This window comes from Streptomyces sp. NPDC002809, assembly GCF_040295435.1.
In the GTDB taxonomy this organism is placed as follows: domain Bacteria; phylum Actinomycetota; class Actinomycetes; order Streptomycetales; family Streptomycetaceae; genus Streptomyces.
In genome coordinates this window covers 15,605-37,433 of record NZ_JBEOVJ010000058.1, presented here as the reverse complement: position 1 = coordinate 37,433, position 21,829 = coordinate 15,605, and the positions used below count along the sequence as shown (strand labels likewise).

Annotated in this window: 17 protein-coding genes; 9 read left to right on the top strand and 8 right to left on the bottom strand. The window is 69.7% G+C overall.

Features of this window, described 5'->3' with window-relative positions:
* Window positions 1-64: 64 nt before the first annotated feature.
* The 5 genes from ABT025_RS27860 to ABT025_RS27840 all read right to left on the bottom strand — a co-directional run bounded on the left by ABT025_RS27860 (window position 65) and on the right by ABT025_RS27840 (window position 8,470).
* Window positions 65-1,108 (bottom strand): alpha/beta fold hydrolase, encoded by a 1,044-nt coding sequence (locus ABT025_RS27860; protein WP_351000074.1) that lies wholly within the window; start codon window positions 1,106-1,108, stop codon window positions 65-67.
* A complete protein-coding gene (locus ABT025_RS27855; protein WP_351000071.1) occupies window positions 1,105-1,635 on the bottom strand; it encodes a phage holin family protein in 531 nt (176 codons plus the stop codon). Before ABT025_RS27855 ends, ABT025_RS27860 begins: the two co-directional genes overlap by 4 nt.
* Window positions 1,636-1,674: 39 nt before the next feature.
* Entirely contained in the window at window positions 1,675-3,081 is a 1,407-nt protein-coding gene (nhaA, locus tag ABT025_RS27850) for a Na+/H+ antiporter NhaA (protein ID WP_351000068.1), read from the bottom strand.
* Between the two features lie 307 nt (window positions 3,082-3,388).
* Window positions 3,389-5,386, bottom strand: coding sequence for an acetate--CoA ligase (acs, locus tag ABT025_RS27845; RefSeq protein WP_351000066.1), 1,998 nt, complete (start codon window positions 5,384-5,386; stop codon window positions 3,389-3,391).
* A 201-nt stretch (window positions 5,387-5,587) separates the two neighbouring features.
* Complete coding sequence (locus ABT025_RS27840) at window positions 5,588-8,470, bottom strand: bifunctional SulP family inorganic anion transporter/carbonic anhydrase (RefSeq protein ID WP_351000063.1); 2,883 nt, start codon at window positions 8,468-8,470, stop codon at window positions 5,588-5,590.
* A gap of 284 nt (window positions 8,471-8,754) precedes the next feature.
* Between ABT025_RS27840 and ABT025_RS27835 the strand changes: the two genes are divergently transcribed.
* On the top strand, window positions 8,755-10,080 hold the full coding sequence (locus tag ABT025_RS27835; RefSeq protein WP_351000050.1) for a polysaccharide deacetylase family protein: 1,326 nt from the start codon (window positions 8,755-8,757) through the stop codon (window positions 10,078-10,080).
* A gap of 185 nt (window positions 10,081-10,265) precedes the next feature.
* Here the strand turns inward: ABT025_RS27835 and ABT025_RS27830 are convergent, their stop codons facing one another.
* Window positions 10,266-11,261 carry an ATP-binding protein gene (locus ABT025_RS27830; protein WP_351000047.1) on the bottom strand — a complete coding sequence of 332 codons (996 nt, stop codon included), beginning with the start codon at window positions 11,259-11,261 and terminating at the stop codon, window positions 10,266-10,268.
* Between the two features lie 102 nt (window positions 11,262-11,363).
* On the opposite strand from ABT025_RS27830, the gene ABT025_RS27825 reads away from it, so the two are divergent.
* The gene (locus ABT025_RS27825) at window positions 11,364-12,188 is read left to right on the top strand and encodes a Fic family protein (RefSeq protein ID WP_351000044.1); all 825 of its coding nucleotides are present in this window, start codon (window positions 11,364-11,366) and stop codon (window positions 12,186-12,188) included.
* Between the two features lie 529 nt (window positions 12,189-12,717).
* Here ABT025_RS27825 and ABT025_RS27820 read toward each other — a convergent pair.
* Entirely contained in the window at window positions 12,718-13,557 is an 840-nt protein-coding gene (locus tag ABT025_RS27820) for an HAD family hydrolase (protein WP_351000041.1), read from the bottom strand.
* 568 nt (window positions 13,558-14,125) lie between these two features.
* On the opposite strand from ABT025_RS27820, the gene ssd reads away from it, so the two are divergent.
* The 7 genes from ssd (at window position 14,126) to ABT025_RS27785 (ending at window position 19,212) form a co-directional block, all read left to right on the top strand.
* Entirely contained in the window at window positions 14,126-15,187 is a 1,062-nt protein-coding gene (gene ssd, locus ABT025_RS27815; RefSeq protein WP_351000116.1) for a septum site-determining protein Ssd, read from the top strand.
* Window positions 15,187-16,335: a TadA family conjugal transfer-associated ATPase gene (locus ABT025_RS27810; RefSeq protein ID WP_351000038.1), complete on the top strand. Its 1,149-nt coding sequence runs from the start codon at window positions 15,187-15,189 to the stop codon at window positions 16,333-16,335. Before ssd ends, ABT025_RS27810 begins: the two co-directional genes overlap by 1 nt.
* Before the next feature lie 32 nt (window positions 16,336-16,367).
* Window positions 16,368-17,213, top strand: coding sequence for a type II secretion system F family protein (locus ABT025_RS27805; RefSeq protein ID WP_351000113.1), 846 nt, complete (start codon window positions 16,368-16,370; stop codon window positions 17,211-17,213).
* Complete coding sequence (locus ABT025_RS27800) at window positions 17,210-18,046, top strand: type II secretion system F family protein (protein WP_351000035.1); 837 nt, start codon at window positions 17,210-17,212, stop codon at window positions 18,044-18,046. The genes ABT025_RS27805 and ABT025_RS27800 overlap by 4 nt, the downstream gene beginning before the upstream one ends.
* A 65-nt stretch (window positions 18,047-18,111) precedes the next feature.
* Window positions 18,112-18,309, top strand: coding sequence for a DUF4244 domain-containing protein (locus ABT025_RS27795; RefSeq protein WP_351000033.1), 198 nt, complete (start codon window positions 18,112-18,114; stop codon window positions 18,307-18,309).
* The gene (locus ABT025_RS27790; RefSeq protein ID WP_351000030.1) at window positions 18,296-18,742 is read left to right on the top strand and encodes a TadE family type IV pilus minor pilin; all 447 of its coding nucleotides are present in this window, start codon (window positions 18,296-18,298) and stop codon (window positions 18,740-18,742) included. Before ABT025_RS27795 ends, ABT025_RS27790 begins: the two co-directional genes overlap by 14 nt.
* Window positions 18,739-19,212 (top strand): Rv3654c family TadE-like protein, encoded by a 474-nt coding sequence (locus ABT025_RS27785; protein ID WP_351000028.1) that lies wholly within the window; start codon window positions 18,739-18,741, stop codon window positions 19,210-19,212. The genes ABT025_RS27790 and ABT025_RS27785 overlap by 4 nt, the downstream gene beginning before the upstream one ends.
* Window positions 19,213-19,300: 88 nt before the next feature.
* Here ABT025_RS27785 and ABT025_RS27780 read toward each other — a convergent pair whose 3' ends face one another.
* A complete protein-coding gene (locus ABT025_RS27780) occupies window positions 19,301-21,793 on the bottom strand; it encodes a DEAD/DEAH box helicase (RefSeq protein ID WP_351000026.1) in 2,493 nt (830 codons plus the stop codon).
* Between the last annotated feature and the right edge of the window lie 36 nt (window positions 21,794-21,829).

Sequence of the window (21,829 nt, the reverse complement as noted above, 5' to 3'; positions counted from 1 at the left end):
TCCGCCAGCCAATTGGCCTATGCGGCAGGCAAGTGGCTGTTCGTCGTACGTGCGTGCGTGTCGGCTAGCGGTCGGGCTCGGAATCCTTGAGCCAGCTGATGAGTTCGGCAGAGAACCCGGCCGGATCCTCCTCGTGGGGGAAGTGCCCCAGACCATCGAAAAGTCGCCAACGGTACGGCGCCTCGACGTATTCGCCGGACCCCGCCGAACTCCGGGTGCGGACCGCCGGATCGAGTGACCCGTGCAGATGCAGGGTCGGCACCCGCACCGGCCGCTTCATGCGCCGGTTGAACTGGATGCCGTCCGGGCGCGCCAGCGAACGCACCATCCAGCGGTAGGGCTCGATCGAGCAGTGGGCCGTCGACGGGATGGACATGGCACGCCGGTAGACGTCCAGTGTCGCGTCGTCGGGGAACTCCGCCGTGCCCGGGCCCGCCCACTCGTGGATCAGCCGGCCGACCAACGACGCGTCGTCCGCGACGAGCTGACGTTCCGGCACCCAGGGCCGCTGGAAGCCCCAGATGTACGAGCCCGCTCGCGACTGGGCGAAGTCGGAGAGCATCGAGGAGCGCCACCGGCGCGGATGCGGCATCGAGGAGACGACCAGCCGGCGCACCAGCTTCGGACGCATCACCGCGGCCGTCCAGGCCAGGTAGCCGCCCATGTCGTGGCCGACGAGTGCGGCGTCCGGCTCGCCGAGCGAGCGGATGACGCCGGTGATGTCGAGCGCCAGGTTGGCGGGGTCGTAACCGCGCGGCGTCCGGTCGCTGCCGCCCACCCCACGCAGGTCCATCGCCACGGCCCTGAAGCCCGCGTCGGCGAGTGCCGGGAGCTGGTGGCGCCAGGTCCACCAGAACTGCGGAAAGCCGTGCAGGAGGAGGACCAGCGGCCCTTCCCCCATTTCGGCGATGTGGAAGCGTGCGCCGTTGGCCGCGACGTCCCGGTGGGTCCAGGGGCCGTCGATGCGGACGGGGCCTCCGGCCGCGGCAGCGGGGCCCGCAGGACCACCGGGGGCAGAGGCGGGGACCGCCGGACCGGCCGGCTTCTCATGGCCTGCCCGGTCTTCCGGGTCCACAGGGCGGAATGCGCTGGAATCGGGGACCGTCATGTGGATGAGCGTGCCACAGCCGACGCCTTGTCCTGGACCGGACGGTTCTCGATGGCCTTGTCCGCAAGTGTGCTGCCGCCCGCCGGCAGGATCGCGTCGGCGCCGACGCTCGCCCGCGGGTGCGGCTTGACACCCTGCAGGACGGCTGCGGTCTGCTTGGCCGAGGCGATGGACTTCTCCGGCGGCTTGACCTTCTTGAACTTGGCGTAGCCGAACAGCGCGAGCAGGATCCCCAGCAGGATGAACGCACCGCCCACGATCAGGAACGACCAGGCGAGTCCGAGCCCCAGGTTGTGGATTCCGTACGCGGCCGCGAAGCTCAGCACCGGGATCGCGAACAGAATCAGCACGCCCGTGACGATGAACGCCACGCTGCCGATGACGCCGCGCTTGACGTCCTGTCGCACCTCGGCCTTGGCCAGGGCAATCTCGTCGTGCACCAGCGCCGACAGTTCGGCCGTCGCCGAGGCGACCAGCTGACCGAGACTGCGGTCGGCGCTGCCCGCGTAATTGCCGGGGTCGCTCATCCTTGACTCCCTCTCCTGTTCAACACATCCGATGTCAGATCATGCCGGACTGTCCGGCTTGCTGCTCGCTGCCCCCGCCAGTTGGGCAAGGCGGCGGTGCTCGGCCGCCTTCTTCTCGTAGAGCGCGGCCATCCGCAGGTGGTACTCCGGATCGTCCTGCTCGTAGACGTCCGGAACCCCGGACGCGTCCTCGTCGAGTTCCTCGGCGTCGAACAGCGCCCGGTATCTGCGTACCCGCAGTTTGAGCAGTACACCGGAGAGTACGGCGGCAATCACGGAACCGATGAGAACCGACGCCTTGACCTCGTTGATCATGTCGTCGTCGCCGGTGAAGGCGAGCTCCCCGATCAGCAGCGAGACGGTGAAACCGATGCCTGCGAGCGAGGCGACCGCGAAGACATCGGCCCAGGCCAGGTCCTTGTTCAGCTCGGCTCTGGTGAACCGGGTGGCCAGCCACGTACCGCCGAAGATGCCGATCGTCTTGCCGACGACGAGTCCCAGGACGACACCGAGCGTTTCGGGCCGGGTGAACACTCCGGCCAGCGCGCCGCCGGAGAGGGAGACCCCGGCGGAGAAGAGTGCGAACAACGGCACGGCGAAACCGGCCGACAGCGGACGGACCAGGTGCTCGATGCGTTCGCCGGGGGAGCGGTCCTCGCCCTCGCGCCGGGTGCAGCGCAGCATCAGGCCCATGGCGACACCGGCGATGGTGGCGTGGATGCCGCTGTTGTACATGAGCCCCCAGATGACCAGGGCGAGCGGTACGTAGACGTACCAGCCGCGGACGTCGAAACGCAGCAGCAGGTAGAAGACGACCAGGCCGGCGAAGGCGCCGACGAGTGCGACGAAGTCGATGTTCTCGGTGAAGAAGACCGCGATGATCAGGATCGCGAAGAGGTCGTCGACGACGGCGAGCGTCAGCAGGAACGCGCGGAGCGCGGCCGGCAGCGAGGTGCCGATGACGGCGAGGACGGCGAGCGCGAAGGCGATGTCGGTGGCCGTCGGGACGGCCCAGCCGTCGGTGGAACCGTTGCCGACCACATTCGCCAGCGTGTACACGACCGCCGGCACAGCCATGCCGCACAGTGCGGCGACGACCGGGAGCGCGGCCGCCTTCGGGTCGCGCAGTTCACCCGCGACGAGTTCGCGCTTGAGCTCCACCCCGGCAACGAAGAAGAAGACCGCGAGCAGTCCGTCGGCCGCCCAGTGCGCCACGGACAGATGGAGTCCGAGCGCCTCGGGTCCGAAGTGGAAGTCGCTGACGGTCGAGTAGCTCGATCCGAAGGTGTTCGCCCAGATGAGGGCGGCCACGGCGGCGACCAGCAGGATGACTCCGCCGACGGTCTCCGTACGCAGGGCGTCGGTGAGGTAGTTGCGCTCGGGGAGCGACAGGCGTCCCAGGAAGGTGCGGCGGGGGGAGGGGGGCGCGGGTGTGGGCGTGGCCACGGGGGGAGACCTCCGGGTCGGTACGGCAGCGATGGCATGGCTGATGCACTTGCCGACCAGACTTCCCGGCACACCCTGTGGAGATTTCTTATCGTCTTGTTGATCAGCTGCCACTGTACCCGGGGTGCGCGGGGCTGTGACCGGTGATCGTCACCCTAAATGCCTGAAGGGCATCCGGCGCGTTGCCGGATGCCCTTCGGGGCGTGTGCTGTTTCCGGGGCCTCTGGGACCCGGGGCCTTGGTCGGCCCTCTCGGGCCTCGGGGCCCTTCGCCCAGGTCCCTCGGGCCTCGGTCCCGTCCCGGGGGCTCAGTCCTCGGAGGAGGACTGAGGCAGCTGGGTCTGGATCAGATCCATGACCGATGAGTCGGTCAGCGTGGTGACATCACCCAGGGCGCGGTTCTCGGCGACGTCGCGGAGGAGGCGTCGCATGATCTTTCCGGAGCGGGTCTTCGGCAACTCGGCCACCGGCATGATCCGCTTCGGCTTGGCGATCGGGCCGAGGGTGGTGCCGACGTGGTTGCGCAGCTCCGCGACGAGCTCGTCGGAGGCGGTTGCCGTGCCGCGCAGGATCACGAACGCGACGATGGCCTGACCGGTCGTCTCGTCCGCGGCGCCGACGACGGCGGCCTCGGCGACCGACGGGTGCGACACGAGCGCCGACTCGACCTCGGTGGTCGAGATGTTGTGCCCGGACACCAGCATCACGTCGTCGACGCGGCCGAGCAGCCAGATGTCGCCGTCCTCGTCCTTCTTGGCGCCGTCGCCCGCGAAGTACTTGCCTTCGAAGCGCGACCAGTAGGTGTCGAGGAACCGCTGGTCGTCGCGCCAGATGGTGCGCAGCATGGAGGGCCACGGCTCGGTGAGGACGAGGTAGCCGCCCCCGCCGTCCGGGACCTCACGCGCCTCGTCGTCGACGACGGTGGCGGAGATGCCCGGCAGGCCGCGCTGGGCGCTGCCCGGCTTGGTCTCCGTGACACCGGGCAACGGCGAGATCATCATCGCGCCCGTCTCGGTCTGCCACCAGGTGTCCACGATCGGGCACTTGTCGGCGCCGATGTGCTTGCGGTACCACATCCACGCCTCCGGGTTGATCGGCTCACCGACCGAACCCAGGACCCGGAGACTGCTCAGGTCGAACTTGGCGGGGATGTCGTCTCCCCACTTCATGAACGTGCGGATCGCGGTCGGCGCGGTGTAGAGGATCGTGACGCCGTACTTCTGGACGATTTCCCAGAAGCGTCCCTGGTGCGGGGTGTCGGGCGTGCCCTCGTACATGACCTGCGTCGCACCGTTGGCCAGCGGACCGTAGACGATGTACGAGTGTCCGGTCACCCAGCCGATGTCGGCGGTGCACCAGTAGACATCCGTCTCCGGCTTGAGGTCGAAGACCGCGTGGTGCGTGTACGCCGCCTGGGTGAGGTAGCCGCCGGAGGTGTGCAGGATCCCCTTGGGCTTCCCGGTGGTGCCCGACGTGTACAGGATGAAGAGCGGCTGCTCCGCCTCGAACGCCTCGGGGGTGTGCTCGGTGGACTGCCGTGCGGTGATCTCGTGCCACCAGACGTCGCGTCCCTCGGTCCACGCGGTGTCCTGGCCCGTACGGCGGACGACGAGCACGTGCTCGACGCTCTCGATACGGGAGACGGCGTCGTCGACCGCCGGCTTGAGCGCGGAGGGCTTGCCGCGACGGTAACCGCCGTCGGAGGTGATGACGACCTTCGCGTCCGCGTCCTGGATGCGGGCGGCGATGGCGTCGGCGGAGAAGCCGCCGAAGACGACCGAGTGCGCGGCACCGATGCGGGCGCAGGCCAGCATCGCGACGGCGGCCTCGGGGATCATCGGCAGGTAGACGGCGACCCGGTCACCCTTGCCGACACCGAGCTCGATGAGGGCGTTCGCGGCGCGCGAGACCTCGTCCTTCAGCTCCGCGTAGGTGATGGCACGGCTGTCGCCGGGCTCGCCCTCGAAGTGGATGGCGACCCGGTCGCCGTTGCCCGCCTCGACGTGACGGTCCACGCAGTTGTACGCGACGTTGAGCTCGCCGTCCGCGAACCACTTCGCGAAGGGCGGGTTGCTCCAGTCGAGCGTCTCGGTCGGCTCGGTGGCCCAGGTCAGGCGGCGGGCCTGCTCGGCCCAGAAGCCCAGCCGGTCCGCCTTGGCCTGCTCGTACGCCTCCGCTGTGACGTTGGCGTTCGCGGCCAGATCGGCAGGCGGTGCGAACCGCCGCTCCTCACGAAGCAGATTGGCCAAGCTTTCGTTGCTCACGACATCTCCCAGTCCCAGGGTGTCCGTTGTGTCCCGGGGCATAGCTCATCAGGCCGGGGGCCGGGTGACAAGTGTCTGCCGGGAATTGGTTTAGACCTGTGTCTTCGTGTATGGAGCCACGATCCCGCTTCCGCGGCGGGGTGGTGCTGTGGTGCTGTGGTGCTGTGGTGCTGTGGTGCTGTGGTGGTGCAGGTCGTGCGGAAGCGGGGCCACAAGGTCACACGTGCCCGGGGGAGATGTGGTTCAGACGCCGGTACGCGCCAGCTCGGCCGGATGGGACGGATCGACCGGTTCTGCCGGAGCGGACGGGAGGGAAGGGCTGATCGGGTCGAACACCTCGTCGAGCCCGCTGTCGGCATCCGCGCCCTCGGTCAGCAGATAGGACTGAGCCTCGGCCACGTGGAAATACATGCCATGAAGCTGAAGAGTGCCTTCGGTGATGCGTCGAGACACCGACGGATGGGCCCGCAGATGGTCGAGCTGCTGGACGACGTTGGTGAGGCAGAGCTGCTCCACCGCATCGGCAGGCAGCCGGCCGGAGATCCGGGCCCAGGCCCGGTCGCGCGAGGCCATCCGCTCCAGGCTGGGGTGCCCGTGCCGGAGCCAGCGCCAGAGTGAGGTCTCCGGACCGCCCGGCTTGGCGCCCAGCAGCGCGTTCATCGCACCGCAGCCGGAGTGCCCGCAAATGGTGATGGACTCGACCCCCAGCACATCGACCGCGTACTCGATGGCCGCGCCGACCGAGTGGTCGCCCGCTTCGGAGCCGGGAGGTGGCACGAGATTACCGATGTTGCGGACCGTGAACAGGTCACCGGGGCCGCTCGCCGTGATCATGCTCGTGACCAGTCGGGAATCCGCGCAGGTGATGAACAGCTGCGAGGGGCGCTGCCCTTCCCTGGCGAGTCTCGCCAGCTCCTCACGGACCAGCGGGGCTGTATTGCGCTGGAACGAGCTGAGGCCGCTCACCAGCCGTTGACTGCCGGCCGGGCGCGGCCGGGCAGCCGCATGGTCGGGCGCGAAATCGCCTGCGTGGTCCCCTGAGTGGACCTGTGCGGTACTCGGCGTGTGTCCCGGCACATGTCCCGGCTCGTGCGCCCCGGTGTGACCGGGTGTTCCGGGTGCTCCGGGTGCTCCGGGTGCTCCGGCGGTTCCGGGGGTGAGCAGGGGGCTGGACTGTGCCTCGTCGGAGTCCTGTGCGCGTCGTTCTGGCGGTGCGAGGGCCGGTGCCGGTTCCGGTGCGCCGGCTGCAGGGTGGGCCGACATGGCATCGGCCACGGCGGCAGCAGTAGTTACAGGCGCCGCTGCACCCGTACTCGAACTCGTGCCTGAGCCCGTGCCCCTACCTGTGCCGCCTTCCGCGTGTGTACTCGTTCCCGCTCCGGTGACGGGCACATGCTCAGGCCGGTCGTGGCAGTGGTGGTTGCGCCAGGGAGTCCAGGGGCGGCAGCAGGAATGCGCGGCAGAGGCGGGTTCGGCGATTCTGCCTCCGGACCTGCCGGTGAAGGCGACCCGGCCACCGTGGGCGGCATGGGCAATGCTCCAGTCATGGATCAGCTCGTATGCCGCGTGATCCATGAAGAAGCCGTCCAACTCGACTACCGCATCGGCGTCCTGAGGAAGCTGCCCCAGCGCCCTGCTGAGACGGGGTACGGCGAGAAACGTCAACTGCCCTCGCACGACCAGCAGATGCCTTCCATCGTGATCGGAGACGGTGATCCGGGTGCGGGTCAGACGGTGCAGGGCGACAGCCACCGCCACGGCGATTCCGATCGTCACACCTTTGAGTACGCCGAAGAGCAGCACACCGGTGATCGTCGCGCCGTACACCAGGAATTCCCGGTGCTTGTGAACGTTACGGATGTGGGCGAAGTTCACCATCTGGATGCCGACCACCATGACGAGCGCACCGAGGGCGGCCAGCGGGATCCACTCCAGCGCGGTGACCAGCAGGCCGGTGGCGAGCAGGACCCAGACGCCATGCAGCACGGTGGAGGCGCGCCCCGTCGCTCCGGCCCGTACGTTTGCCGAGCTGCGCACCGCGCCGCCGGAGACCGCCAGCCCACCGAGCAGGCCGGACACAGTGTTGGCGATGCCCTGTGCGCGCAGTTCCCGGTCGAGATCGGAGCGTTTGACCCGGGGTGCGGCTGCGGCCAAGCCCGCTTCGGGGGCGTCGTTGCGTCCGCCGGCCTGCCCGCCGTCGCTCTCGACGGCGGGCCCGCTCGACCGTTCGCGGTTCCGGTCGGCAGTCAGCTTGTCCACCGCGACGGCGGCGAGCAGGGATTCCAGACTGGCCACCAACATCATCGTGAATACGGCCGTGGCCAGGCCGAGCACGGGTCCCTGCGGCATTTCGGGCAGTGCGTGCGAGCGCCAGGACGGCAGGTCAACCCTGGCGATGGAGGGTGCCGCGAGAGCGGCCACCGCGGTTGCCATGGCTACCGCGGCCAGGGCCGCCGGGATGCGCCGCATGATCCGTCCGGTCCGGCCAGGGATCCGCGGCCACAGCACCAGGATCGCGACGGTGAGCCCGCCGATCAACGGTGCCGCCGGCCCCACGCGCTCCAACTGGGCCGGAAGATGCAATGCGTTGGAGACGGCCGAGCTCTGCGGCGAGCCGCCGAGCACGATGTGCAGTTGAGCGAGTGCGATCGCCACTCCGATGCCGGCGAGCGTGCCATGGACGATGGCGGGGCTGACGGCCAGCGCACTGCGCGCGGCCCGCAGCGAGCCCAGCACGATTTGCAGCAGACCTGCGCCGATGGTGATCGCGCAGGTGGTGCGCCAGCCGTAGATCTGGATCAACTCGGCTGTCACCACAGTCAGTCCGGCGGATGGGCCGGAGACCTGCAGAGGAGTGCCGCCGAGCAGTCCGGCGACGATGCCGCCGACTGCGGCGGAGATGAGGCCCGCCTCGAGCGGGGCGTCCATGGCGACGGCCAGGCCGAGCGACATGGGGACGGCGAGCAGGAAGACAGTGATCGATGCGGACAGGTCGGCGCCCGCGATGCGGAATCGTCCGCCGCGGCGCGGCGGTGGCGGGCTGTGAGGTCGCTTGACTCCCGAGGACCGGGGAGGGCGCGAACTGCGGGATGAGTGGTCATGACGAGTGGGTACGCAGGCAGACATGTTTCCCGTCTCCTCCGGGGCAGCGCGGTCGCGGAACGTGGGGACGCGGCCGTGGGTCACGGCGTGCAGCGGCGGGATATCTCAACTCTCGGTAAACAGATCGTAATGGAGAGTAAAGATGTGCGTCCAGGATTAAGGGCAAATGGGCCATCCAAGCACCCGTTCCAGTGAATAGGCAGCTTTTCATGCGGCTTGTCGTCCGAATTTGTGTGCAATGCGTGCCATTTTGGCCGCGCCGCTTCGGCACTTCAGCGCAAGTTACCTGCAAGGAAGAGGGTGGGCGGATGATGGCCGCCACGAAGAGGTTCGCCTTGGGTGTCATGGCCGTTGCCCTGGTCGCGGGAGCGGCCGGCTGCGCCGGTGCGGGTTCCGGTCCGGGAGGCTCCGGCCCTGGCGCCGCGAACGGCGCCGCGGGAGCGAAGAAGAAGGCGGCCGAAGCGGCCCCCAAGAGTGCGGTCCGGCTCATCGGTGACGGGTCGACCGCCTTCACGGGCGCCCAGCCTGGGCAGCCGGCCGTGCAGCGCCTGGCAGCTGGTCAGAAACCCCCGCAGTTCGTGGTGTTCTCCTGGGACGGTGCAGGGGAGGACAGCCAGCGGCTCTTCTCGCACTTCCGGAAGGTGGGCAAGAAGTACCACGCGAACATGACGTACTTCCTCAGCGGCGTGTACCTGCTGCCGGAGGCGAAGCGCGAGCTCTATGACCCGCCCAAGCACAACGCGGGCAGTTCCGACATCGGCTTCAACGACACCGAGGGCATCCGCGACACCCTTGCCCAGGTCCGTGGCGCCTGGCTGGACGGGAACGAGATCGGCACCCACTTCAACGGCCATTTCTGCGGCGAGGACGGCGGGGTCGGCACCTGGTCCGTCGATGAGTGGAAGAGCGAGATCAGCCAGGCCAAGTCCTTCGTGAAGGGCTGGAAGACGAACGACCCGGTCCTCAAGGACGAGAAGTCGCTGCCCTTCGATTACGACAAGGAACTGATCGGAGGCAGGACGCCCTGCCTGGAGGGGCAGAAGAACATGGTCGCGGCGGCGCGGTCGATGGGCTTCCGCTACGACTCCAGCGGAGTCAACGACCAGGTCTGGCCGAAGAAGAAGAACGGCATCTGGGACCTCTCGATGCAGCTCGTCCCGGTGCCGGGGAGAGAGTTCGAAACCCTGTCGATGGACTACAACTTCATGTTCAACCAGTCCGGTACGACGCAGGGTGATCCGGACGAGCATGAATACTGGGGCAATCAGATGCGAGACGGCCTGATCCAGGCCTTCGACCGTGCCTACGACGGGAACCGGGCCCCTCTGATCATCGGCAACCACTTCGAGTCCTGGAACGGTGGCACGTACATGCGCGCCATCGAGGAGACGATCGAGACGGTATGCACCAAGGAGGGCGTGCGCTGTGTGTCGTTCAAGCAGCTTGCGGACTGGCTGGACGCACAGGACCCGGCCACGCTGGCGAAGCTCGGCACGTTGAAGGTCGGCAAAGCGCCGAAGACCAGTTGGGCGTCGTTCCTCGGTGGGGCCGCGAGCCCTGGCAAGGGCGAGGGCGAGGGGCAGGCCGAGGCGAAGGTGCCCGCCGGATCCGCAGGGCACAAGGCCGACCGTTAGGCCGACCACTGCGCCGCGCTGTTGGGCCGTCCCGGAGGGTGACTGCTGGGCCGGCCCGGGACGGCGTCCCCTCTGTTCATTCCCGGGAGGGCAAGGCTCAGGGCCTGTCCCCTCCGGCCCGAGTGGTCAACGCTCAGGGCCTGTCCCCTCCGGCGGATCGGGGCAGGCCAGGCCCTGGCGGTGACTCAGGCGGGTTGGGCGGCCTCGGCCCGCGCGTATCGCTCGTCGAGTACGAAGGCGGGGTCGACCTGAGCGGCCAGGTCGGCCCCTGTCTTCTCGTTTCCCCAGCTCTCCGCGTTCTTCAGATGGAAGTGCACCATCTGTCGGGTGTAGCGCTCCCAGTCCCGCTGCCCGTACGAGTCCTCGGCGGCGTCCTGCAGGGCTTGCAGCGCCATCCGGTTGTCCGCCTCCAGCAGCTCGAAGCGGGCGGGGCGCCCCTTCTCCATGGCTCGCACCCAGTCCGAGTGTCCGATGGCGACCAGTAGATCGTCGCCGACCTCGGCGCGCAGGAACTCGAGGTCGTCCTCTCCCTGCACCTTGTTGCCGACAACCTTCAGGGCAACGCCGAAGTCCTGTGCGTACTCCTTGTACTGGCGATAGACCGAGACGCCCTTGCGGGTCGGCTCGGCGACCAAGAACGTCATGTCGAAACGGGTGAACATCCCCGAGGCGAACGAGTCCGAACCGGCGGTCATGTCGACCACGACGTACTCCTCGGGGCCGTCGACCAAGTGGTTGAGGCAGAGCTCAACGGCGCCGACCTTGGAGTGATAGCAGGCCACCCCCAGGTCCGATTCGGTGAAAGGCCCCGTGACCATCAGCCGGATGTCCCCGTCGTCGAGCCCGACCGTGCGGGCGCAGGCGTCGTAGACGGGGTTGTCCTCGCACACCCGGAGCAGCCGAGAGCCCTCTCCCGGCGGCGTCGTCTTGATCATCGTCTCGGCCGAGGCGATGCGGGGGTTACTGCCCCGCAGATACTCCTTGATCAGTGGCAGCTGCGCCCCCATGGCGGGCAGGGCCGCAGCGTCCTTCTCGTCGAGGCCCAGCGCGGCCCCGAGGTGTTGGTTGATGTCGGCGTCCACCGCGACGACGTGAGCTTCATTGGCGGCAAGGTGGCGGATGAAGAGCGAGGACAGCGTGGTCTTGCCGCTGCCGCCCTTCCCTACGAAAGCGATCTTCATGTTCACCTAGGGTAGTCGCATGATTGCGGTCTGCTGTCGAGGTTCGTGAAGAATGCCACTCCGGACCGGTAGGTGTGCAAGGGGCGCGTAGCCTCGCTACTTATGAGTACGACTTCCTCGGACCCGCTCGCCGCCCTGGGCGCCCTGCCAGGTGTACCCGATGCTGTGGACTCCGTACGCAAGGCTGTCGACCGGGTCTACGGCCACCGCGTCATGCGGCGCCGCAGTATCGAGGTGACCGCTGAGGCGGCCCTGCGGGGTGCCCGCGGGTCGGCTGCCCTCTCCGGCGCCGACTGGAATCTTGAGGAAGTGCGTCGCCGTGCCGACTTCAGTGGTGACGGTGAGGCGCACGTGATCGGCGCGGCACTGCGGTTGACGGCCGAGGCGGGCCAACTTCTCTCCATCTGGCGGCAGTCGCCCCTGCGAGTCCTCGCGCGGCTCCATCTGGTGGCGGCCGGAGGCGCGGCTCCCGAGGATGCGGTCGGACGGCCCCGGCTGGCGGGTGAGCCGGTTGACGAGCCGTTGATCGAGGCGCCCCTGCCGGACGCCGAGGAGGTCGCGGGGCGACTCGAGGGGCTCAGCGGGCTCATTCTTTCGGGGAGTGCGGCTCCCGCTCTGGTGACGGCTGCCGTGGTGCACGGCGAGCTGCTGGCTCTGCGCCCCTTCGGCTCGTACAACGGCCTGGTGGCGAGGACCGCTGAACGGATCGTGCTGATCGGGAGTGGGCTCGACCCCAAGTCGATCTGCCCGGCCGAGGTCGGCCATGCGGAACAGGGGCGCGCCGCCTACGTCGCAGCCTTCGACGGATATCTGTCGGGGACGCCGGAGGGTGTGGCCACCTGGATCGCGCACTGCGGGCGGGCGGCGGAGCTGGGCGTCAGGGAGTCGACGGCGGTGTGTGAGGCGCTTCAGCGCGGAGCCGCGTAGCGGGCGGCTCGCCGCGGACCGGTCTGCTTCTGGTCCCCGTCGGCTTCCGGCCGCTTGGTCGGCCGGTGTGTCGCTTGGGGCAGGGGGTAAAGGGTTGCGGCGGTACCGTCCTCGGTACCGCCGCTGGCATGTCCGCCCAGTTACCAAGCGTCCTCGATATATGCCCATCAGGTCGGGTGCTTTGCCCGTTCCTGGTGCGGCTGGCCCGTAATCGACGGGTCGACGTCGCGTGGGTGCCCGGCATTCATGCGCGGTCCGTGGGGCCTTCTCTGCGTTACAGGTCATCCTCTCGGATGTCCTTGGTCTCGCGGGCCGTTGAGTCCTTTGTACTCCAGAGGTCGAGTCAGCGGAAGTGCTGGCCGGACTTCTTTACTTTTATGTTCAATTACGGACGAGTCGGTCCAAACGGGAACGGCCGCTATGTAGCGCGTTCGGGGCGGCTTCGGCGCCGGTGAGTAGAGCGCCATGCGCGGGCCGGGGCGACTCCGTGCAGGGCGGCAAATGCGGCGGCACCCTGCACAGAGCCGAGTCACACCGACGCGATGGTGGCGCGACGGCGGGCGGTGTACCAGACGAGTCCGGCCGTAAGGGCCGCGGCGCCCACCGCCGCAGCGGCCATGAGCGCCGGCCGTGGAGGCATCGAGAGCGCGGGCAAGCGTTGTTTGAGCCGGACCGGACGGTCGAAGACGAGAATCGGCCATTCCCGCAGAGTCGCCTCACGCCGCAGTGCTCGGTCCGGATTGACCGCGTGCGGATGGCCGACGGATTCGAGCATCGGCACATCGGTGGCCGAGTCGCTGTACGCGTAGCAGCGGGTGAGGTCGTAGCCCTCGGACACGGCGAGAGCCTTGATGGCCTCGGCTTTCGTCGGTCCGTACGCGTAGTACTCCACCTCCCCGGTGAAGCATCCGTCATCGCCGACGACCATTCGGGTGGCGACGACGCGGTCGGCGCCCAGCAGCTCACCGATCGGTTCCACGACTTCGGCGCCCGAGGTCGACACGATCACCACATCGCGGCCGGCGGTGTGATGCTCCTCGATGAGTGTCGCGGCCTCGTCGTAGATGATCGGGTCGATCAGATCGTGCAGGGTCTCGGCAACAATTTCCTTCACCTGCTGCACGTTCCATCCCTTGCAGAGCGATGAGAGATATTCACGCATCCGCTCCATCTGGTCGTGATCTGCGCCCCCGGCAAGGAACACGAACTGCGCGTACGCGGTGCGCAGTACGGCGCGGCGGTTGATCAGTCCGCCTTGGTAGAAGGACTTGCTGAAGGTCAGCGTCGATGACTTCGCAATGACCGTCTTGTCCAGGTCAAAGAAGGCGGCTGTGCGCGGCAAGAAGCGGTTTTCCACAAGGCAGAGCATAGGGGCCCACCATTCGGCGTAAACTCCAGCGCGTGGGTTTGCCTGAGAAGGCCCTCGGGTACACCATGGAAGTCACGGATCGTTCGCGACCGTGCTAACCCGGTCCGACTCCTCCCCCCCCCCCGAGTCGGCCGTGGGGACGACCCCCGCTCTCCCCCCCGGCGGGGGTCGTCGCATGTCCGGAAGCGGTTCTGCCGCTCGGAATCAAGCATTTCTCCTCCTCTTCGGCCGTGGTGGCCTGCATCTGTGCTCGGCTCACACCAGCATGCACCGTCACAGTGCGTGACTGAAGGGATGCTCTCGGAAGTCACCGGTGCGAGTGACGGAGTTATTCACAACGGTGGAGTTGTCCACAGTTCTTGAGCAAGATCCACACGATTTCCTGAAGCGCTGCACCGTGATTCCACCCGTGAAGTCCACGGGTTCCGGAATCACCGTTCTCGGAACGCGCCGAGAACGCCGCGAACCGCGGTGAAGGTGAGTGAAGAAGGGGGTGGAGATCGTGGCTGAATCCAGTGCACGGGATCGTCTGCCGGCTGCCGAGGCGCGGCGGGGCGGACCGCTGATCGTGACCGAGGACGTGGAACTGCTCGACGATCTGCTGAGGCTGTGCGCAGCCGCCGGAGCGGAGCCCGAGGTCCATCACACGCTGCCCGACCGCAGAGGGGGGTGGGAGCAGGCGCCCATGGTTCTGGTGGGGGACGACGCGGCGGCGCGGTGCCGTGGGGCGGCTCGCAGGCGCGGCGTGATGCTCGTGGGGCGCGACCAGGACGCGCCCGACGTGTGGCGCAGGGCGGTGGAGATCGGGGCCGAGTATGTGCTGCGGCTGCCCGACTCGGAGAACTGGCTGGTCGGCCAGATCGCCAACGCGGCCGAGGGCGTCGGCCGGCCTGCGCTGACCGTCGGGGTGATCGGTGGCCGGGGCGGTTCCGGCGCGTCCACCCTGGCCTGTGCGCTGGCGGTGACAGCGGCGAGGGCCGGACAGAGGACCATGCTGATCGATGGCGATCCGTTGGGCGGCGGGATCGACGTGCTGCTCGGTGGGGAGCGGGCCGAGGGGATGAGGTGGCCTGATTTCGCCCATTCCAAGGGGCGAGTCGGTGGCGGAGCGCTGGAGGAGTCGTTGCCCGCTCTGCACGGGCTGCGGGTCCTCAGCTGGGGCCGTGACGACTGGGTGGTCATCCCGCCTCAGGCCATGCAGGCGGTTCTCGGCGCGGCGCGCAGGCTCGGCGGGGTGGTGGTGGTCGATCTGCCGCGCCGGATCGACGAGGCGGTGGCCGAAGCTCTGGCGCAGCTGGATCTCGGGCTCTTGGTGGTGCCCGGGGAGCTGCGGGCCGTAGCTGCGGCGAAACGGGTGGCATCGATGGCCGGGATGGTCCTGGAGGACCTCCGTGTGGTGGCGCGCGGACCGTACGCATCCGGGCTCGACGAGCAGTGGGTGGCGCACGCCATGGGCCTTCCGCTCGCCGGCGAACTCCCCTTGGAGCCGGGGCTGCTGGCCGAGCAGGACATGGGAGAGCCGCCCGGCGGAAGTCCTCGCGGGCCACTGGCCAGGTTCTGTTCGGCCTTCTGGGACCGGGCCCTTGCGGGCGAGGCGGCCGGGGGCCCGGCCGTCAGGGGCGGTGCGTGATGACCGAGGCGTTGCTCGATGCGGTGCGGCAGCGGCTGGCGCAGAGTGGTGCGGCGCCGACTCCGGCGGTGGTGGCGGCCGCACTGCGGGCCCAGGGGCGCTTGCTCGGCGACGTCGAAGTGCTGGGTGCGGCGGACGAGTTGCGTGGCGAACTGGTCGGGACCAGCGTGCTGGAGCCGCTGCTCGCCGATCCGGCCGTCACCGATGTACTGGTGTCCGCGCCCGATCGGGTATGGGTGGACCGGGGCCGCGGGCTCGAACTCACCCCGGTGGCCTTCGCCGACGCGGCGGCTGTCCGCAGGCTGGCGCAGCGGTTGGCGGCCGTTGCGGGGCGGCGCCTGGACGATGCCAGGCCTTGGGTGGACGCCCGCCTTCCGGACGGGACCCGGATGCATGCCGTGTTGCCGCCGGTCTCGGTCGGATCGACGTGCCTGTCGCTCCGGGTGGTCCGGCCGAAGGCCTTCTCGCTACGGGAGCTGGTTGCGGCTGGGACGGTGCCGCCGGGAGGCGACCGGCTCCTGCGGGCTTTGGTGGAGGCCCGGGTTTCCTACCTCATCAGCGGCGGAACGGGAGCGGGAAAGACGACACTCCTGTCCAGCATGCTCGGTGTGGTGGGGGAGCGCGAGCGGATCGTGCTCGCCGAGGATTCGGCCGAGCTCCGGCCGGACCACCCGCACGTGGTGCGCCTCGAATCGCGCCCTGCGAATCAGGAGGGCGCCGGGCGGGTGACCCTCCGGGATCTGGTGCGGCAGGCCCTTCGCATGCGCCCCGACAGGCTGGTGGTCGGAGAGGTCCGAGGCGCCGAGGTCACCGAATTGCTGGCGGCCTTGAACACGGGTCACGAAGGCGGCTGCGGAACGGTCCACGCCAACGCCGCCGAACACGTTCCGGCCCGGCTGGAGGCGCTGGGGACCGCCGCGGGTCTGGACCGGACGGCTCTCCACAGTCAGTTGGCGGCGGCGTTGTCGGTGGTGGTCCATCTCGTTCGGGACAGAGCCGGACAGCGAAGGATCTCCGAGGTCCAGGTGCTGGAACGCGATGGAGCGGGGCTGGTGGTGACCGTGCCTGCGCTGCGCTGGGGAGCGTCCGGATTCGAGCGTGAGCGGGGCTGGGAACGGCTGCGGGCGTTGATCGGGGGCGAGCGGTGAGTGTTGGTGTGCCGCCGTGGGTTCCGGAAGCGGTGTATGCGGCCGCGCTGTGCGCGGGGGCGGCTGCCGGGTTGGGGTCGGCTGAGCGAAGCCGAGTGCGTCGCAGAGTGCGGGTGCTGTTCGGTGAAGGAGCGAGGCAGGAGCCCCTTCGGGAGTGGTGGGAGACCGGCTGGAGCCGGCTGTGCGGGTGTCTGAGGGAGCGGCGGGAGTGGTTGTGCCTGCCGGCGGCGATGGTTCTGGCCGTCCTTGGCGACTCCGTGCTGCCGGTGATCGCGGGAGCGGCTGCTGTTCCCCTGGTGCGGCGGTGGCTTCGGAGAAGGGAATTGCGCAAGGAACGGGAGCGCCGGGCCGGGGCCGTGGTGGACCTGTGCGGCGCCGTGGTGGGCGAGCTGAGGGCCGGGCGCGAGCCGGGGCAGGCACTGCTTGTCGCGGTCCACGGCACGGGGGTGCTGGGCGCGGCAGGCCCTGGGGTGTCGGCCGCGGCGCGGTTCGGGGGCGATGTTCCGCGGGCGCTGGGACAGGCGGCGGGCGAGCCGGGCCTGGAGGGGCTCGCCGGAGTGGCCGCCTGCTGGCGGGTGGCAGCAGATGGCGGTGCTGGTCTCGCGGCTGGTCTGGACCGGCTGGAGGGCGCGTTACGAGCCGAGCGGCGTCGGCGGGAGGAGTTGCGGGCCCAACTGGCCGGTGCCTGGTCGACGGTCACGGTGCTGGCGCTGCTGCCGGTGCTGGGCCTGGGGCTGGGAGCGGCGCTCGGGGCGGACCCGCTGGGCGTGTTGTTGCACAGCCCCGCCGGGCTGGTCTGTCTGGTGATGGGCGCAGCACTGGAAGCGGCCGGGCTGGTCTGGGCAACCCGGATCGTCCGTAAGGGAGAAGTCGTATGAGCGCCCTGGCCGCCGAAGTCGTGCAAAGGCTCGGTGTGTTGGGGCTGGTGCTTGGTGTGTGCACGCAGTCGGCTCTGGGCCTGGCACGACGTCGGACAGGGCAGCGGGTCCGGCGGCGAGGTCTGACGCTCCTTGCCGTGGCTTCCGTCGCTCCGATGCCCTTTGGCGGGCGGGTCGCCATGCGCCCGGGCCTTGTGCGGTGGCCGGGCTTAGCCGCCGGCGCCAAGCAGTGGGCGGCGGCGCTGAGTGCCGTTCTGGCGGGCTGGTTTCTGGTGGGTGGCCCCGCGGGGTGGGTGATCGGGCTGGCGGCGGCCTGTGGCATGTGGAGGTGGCAGCGCGCGCGGCTCGGGCAGGCACCGCGAGCCGCTGCCGAGAAGGCGGCGAGCGAGGCGGAGTCCCTGCGCGGGCTCCCGCTGGCGGCCGATCTGCTGGCGGCCTGCATCTCCGCGGGGGCCGGTCCGCGCGAGGCGGCCGAGGCGGTCGGTGAGTCGCTGGGCGGACCGGTCGGTGAGCAACTGGCGCGTACGGCGGCGGAGATCCGGCTGGGCGGCGATCCCACGGTGGCCTGGGGGAGGTTCGGAGAGATACCGGGTGCTGCCGCTCTGGCGCGCTGCCTGGACCGGGCCGGGTCGACCGGCGCTCCCGCTGCGGAGTCGGTGGCCAGGCTGGCCGAGGCGATGCGGGCCGAGCGCGCGAGCGCGGCGGTGGCGCGGGCCCAGCGGGCCGCCGTGCTGATCACCGCACCTGTCGGGCTCTGCTTCCTTCCTGCCTTCCTCACCGTGGGCGTGGCACCTGTGGTGATCGGACTGGCAGGAGGGCTGTTGCAGCCTTGATGGCCAGGAAAGCGCAAATGCAGGCGATTTATCACCGAAATATAAATTAACGGGGGTTTGAAGTGATGCGCAAAATCATGCGTTGGATGCGAGCCGCGGCACGCAAGGCGCGGGCAGATGCCGGAATGACGACGTCGGAATACGCGGTCGGAACGATCGCGGCCTGTGCGTTTGCCGCGGTGCTCTACAAGGTGGTCACCAGCCCGGCGGTCATGGCGCAGTTGCAGTCGCTGCTGAAGGACGCACTCGATGCGAAATTCTGACGAGGCGGCCGGGGCGCCGGAGTGCTCCGCGGAAGGGGCCGAGCGGGAGCGACGCGCCCGGAAGGCGGCCGGGGCGGCAGGGCGGTGCGGTGACCGCGGGGCGGTGACGGCGGAGGCTGCCATGGTGATCCCCGTGCTGGTGATCTTCGCGCTCGCCCTGTTGTGGGCGCTGATGGCCGCTTCGGCCCAGATCCGGTGCGTGGACGCGGCTCGTGCCGGCGCGCGGGCGGCAGCCCGATCCGAACCGGAGGCGCAGGTGAGGGAGGCCGCCCTTTCGGCGGCGCCCGACCGGGCCCGGGTCGAGGTGGAGCGGGCCGGGGAGCTGTGGCGGGTCAGCGTGGCAGCTCCGGCGCCCGGTCCCGGGCCGCTGGGCGTGACGCTGAGTTCGGAGGCCGCGGCGGCGGCTGAGGACACGGTGGGGGCCGCGCCATGACGCGGCCCGGCCCTCGGCGGCCGGTCCGGTGGCCGGGACGACTGCGGGTGTCCAGGCAGTGCCGGGACCAGGGGCTGGCAACCGTGTGGGCCGCGGTCACCACGGCGACGCTGTGCGTGGTCTTCGCGGTGATCCTGGCACTCGGACAGGTGGTCGTGATCCGGCACCGGGCCGGGGGCGCGGCCGACCTGGCCGCGCTGGCTGCGGCCGACCGGGCCCTGGAGGGAGGCGCTGCCGCCTGCCGGTCGGCCCGGGCGGTGGCGGCGGCGCAGGGGGCGGAGGTGGTGCGGTGCACCGTCCAGGGGGAGGTCGCCGATGTGACGGCCCGGGTCCGTTGCGGGCCGTACGCGTCCGAGGTCAGGTCACGGGCGGGCCCGCCGGCTGCGGCGCCCGCCCGGCCGCTCGGACCTCCGGGGAACCCGGTTCCGTCAAAGGGTCCGACTTCTCTTCGGAGCCGGGCTGAGCCATAGGGCCGGATCAGTCCGCAGGACCTGCCTCCTCCGCGGAGTCGGCCCTGCCGGCCTCGTCGGCTCTGCCCCGCTGGTCGGCCTTGTGGGTCTAGTCGGTCCCGTCGGTGGCTTCGGCCTCGGTCGCGTCCGGGCCGGACGGGGCGGATCGGAGGAGCTCCGTGAGCAGGCGGACGGCGCCTCGTTTGTGCAGGGGCTCGTTGCCGTTGCCGCACTTGGGGGACTGGATGCATGACGGGCAGCCCGCCTCGCACTCGCAGGATGCGATTGCCTGGCGTGTGGCGGTCAGCCAGTCGTGGGCGGTGTGGAAGGCACGTTCGGCGAAACCGGCGCCGCCTGGGTGGCCGTCGTACACGAAGACCGTCGGTAGCAGAGTGTCCGGATGCAGCGGTACGGACACTCCACCGATGTCCCAGCGGTCGCAGGTGGCGAAGAGCGGCAGCATCCCGATGGAGGCGTGCTCGGCGGCGTGCAACGCGCCGCCCAGGATCTCCGGGTTGATCCGTGCCGAGTCGAGCTGGTCCTGGGTGACCGTCCACCACACGGCGCGGGTGCGCAGGGTGCGGGGCGGAAGGTCCAGCTTGGTCTCGCCGAGTACCTCGCCGGTGATCAGTTTGCGGCGAAGGAAGGAGACGACCTGGTTGGTCACCTCGACGGAGCCGTAGCAGAGCCGTCCGTCCCCCCAGGGGATCTCGGTATCGGTCTCCAGGACCGCGATGGCCGTGGTGTCGCGTGCGGTCGTCGAGTACGGCGGGTTGGCCTCCTCGACCAGCGCGACCGAGTCCTCCAGGTCCAGTTTCCGGACCAGGTAGGTGCGGCCCTGGTGGAGGTGGACGGCGCCCTCGTGGACGGCGGTGTGCGCGGCGGACTCGTCGACGGTGCCCAGAAGCCTGCCGGTGCCCTCCTCGACGATCTGGACGGGGCGGCCGCCCTCGCCCCGGATGTCGGTGAGGTCGGCGGCTCGCTCCCGCCGGGTCCAGTGCCAGCCCGAGGTCCGTTTGCGGAGCAGCTTCGCGGCTTCCAGCTGTGGCAGCAGCTCCGCCACTGCCGGGCCGAAGAGTTCCAGGTCGGATGTGGTGAGCGGCAGCTCCGCGGCGGCGGCGCAGAGGTGGGGGGCCAGGACGTACGGGTTGTCCGGGTCGAGGACGGTCGACTCCACGGGCTGCTGGAACAGTGCTTCGGGGTGGTGGACGAGGAAGGTGTCCAGCGGGTCGTCGCGGGCTACCAGGATGGCGAGGGCGCCCTGGCCGGCCCGCCCCGCGCGGCCGGCCTGTTGCCACAGCGACGCCCTGGTGCCGGGATATCCCGCGATGACGACGGCGTCGAGGCCGGACACGTCGATGCCGAGTTCGAGGGCGGTCGTGGCGGCCAGACCGAGCAGGCTGCCGGAGTGCAGCGCGCGTTCCAGGGCGCGGCGTTCCTCGGGGAGGTAGCCCCCGCGGTAGGCGGCGACTCTGGAGGGCAGGGAGCGGTCGATCTCGGCGAGGCGTTCCTTGGCGATGACGGAAATGAGTTCGGCGCCGCGCCGTGAGCGTACGAACGCGACGGAACGCACGCCCTGCACGGTCAGATCGGTGAGCAGGTCGGCGGTCTCGGCCGTGGCGGTACGGCGCACCGGGGCGCCCTTCTCGCCGGACAGCTCGGTCAGTGGCGGCTCCCACAGCGCGAAGACCAGTTCGCCGCGCGGGGAGGCGTCGTCGGCGACCTCCGTGACCGGAAGGCCGGTGAGACGGCCTGCCGCGACTGAGGGCTCCGCGGAAGTGGCGGAGGCGAGGAGGAAGACCGGATCGGCGCCGTAGCGGGCGCACAGGCGGCGTAGCCGGCGCACCACCTGGGCGACGTGCGAGCCGAAGACGCCTCGGTAGGTGTGGCACTCGTCGATGACGACGTAGCGCAGGGCGCGCAGGAAGGAGGACCAGCGAGGGTGGGACGGGAGTATCCCGCGGTGCAGCATGTCGGGATTGGTGAGGACGTAGTTGGCGTACTGGCGTACCCATTCGCGTTCTTCGACCGGGGTGTCGCCGTCGTAGACAGCGGGCCGGATCCCGCTGCCCAGCGGAGTCGCGAGTTCCTTCACCGAGCGCCGCTGGTCGGCGGCAAGGGCCTTGGTGGGGGCGAGGTAGAGGGCTGTCGCCCCACGGCCGTTAGGGGCTTCGGAGCCGTCCAGGAGGGCGCTGAGGACCGGGGCGAGGTAGGCCAGCGACTTGCCGGACGCCGTGCCGGTGGCGATCACGACCGACTCGCCGTCCAGAGCGTGCTCTGCCGCGGTGGCCTGATGGGCCCAGGGGTGATCGATACCGGCCTTCTGGATGGCGGCGATCACTTCCGGACGGATGCGATCGGGCCAGATGGCATGGGTTCCCGTACGCGGGGGCAAGTGCTCCGTATGAGTGATGCGCGCGGACCGGCCCGCCCCTGCGGCGAGCCGGTCGAGGACCACGTCGGGAGAGGGGCGGGAAGCCCCGCTCTCGGGCGGTCGACTGGGGCGGTGATTCTTGGCCATCGGCACCGAGTGTGTCACTGGCGAGACGGACAATGGTCCCAAGGCGTCGTGCATGGCTGCCCGTAAGTGATTGAATGCCATCGCGGCTGGCGATCCGTCCCCTGGCTCCGCCGGGGA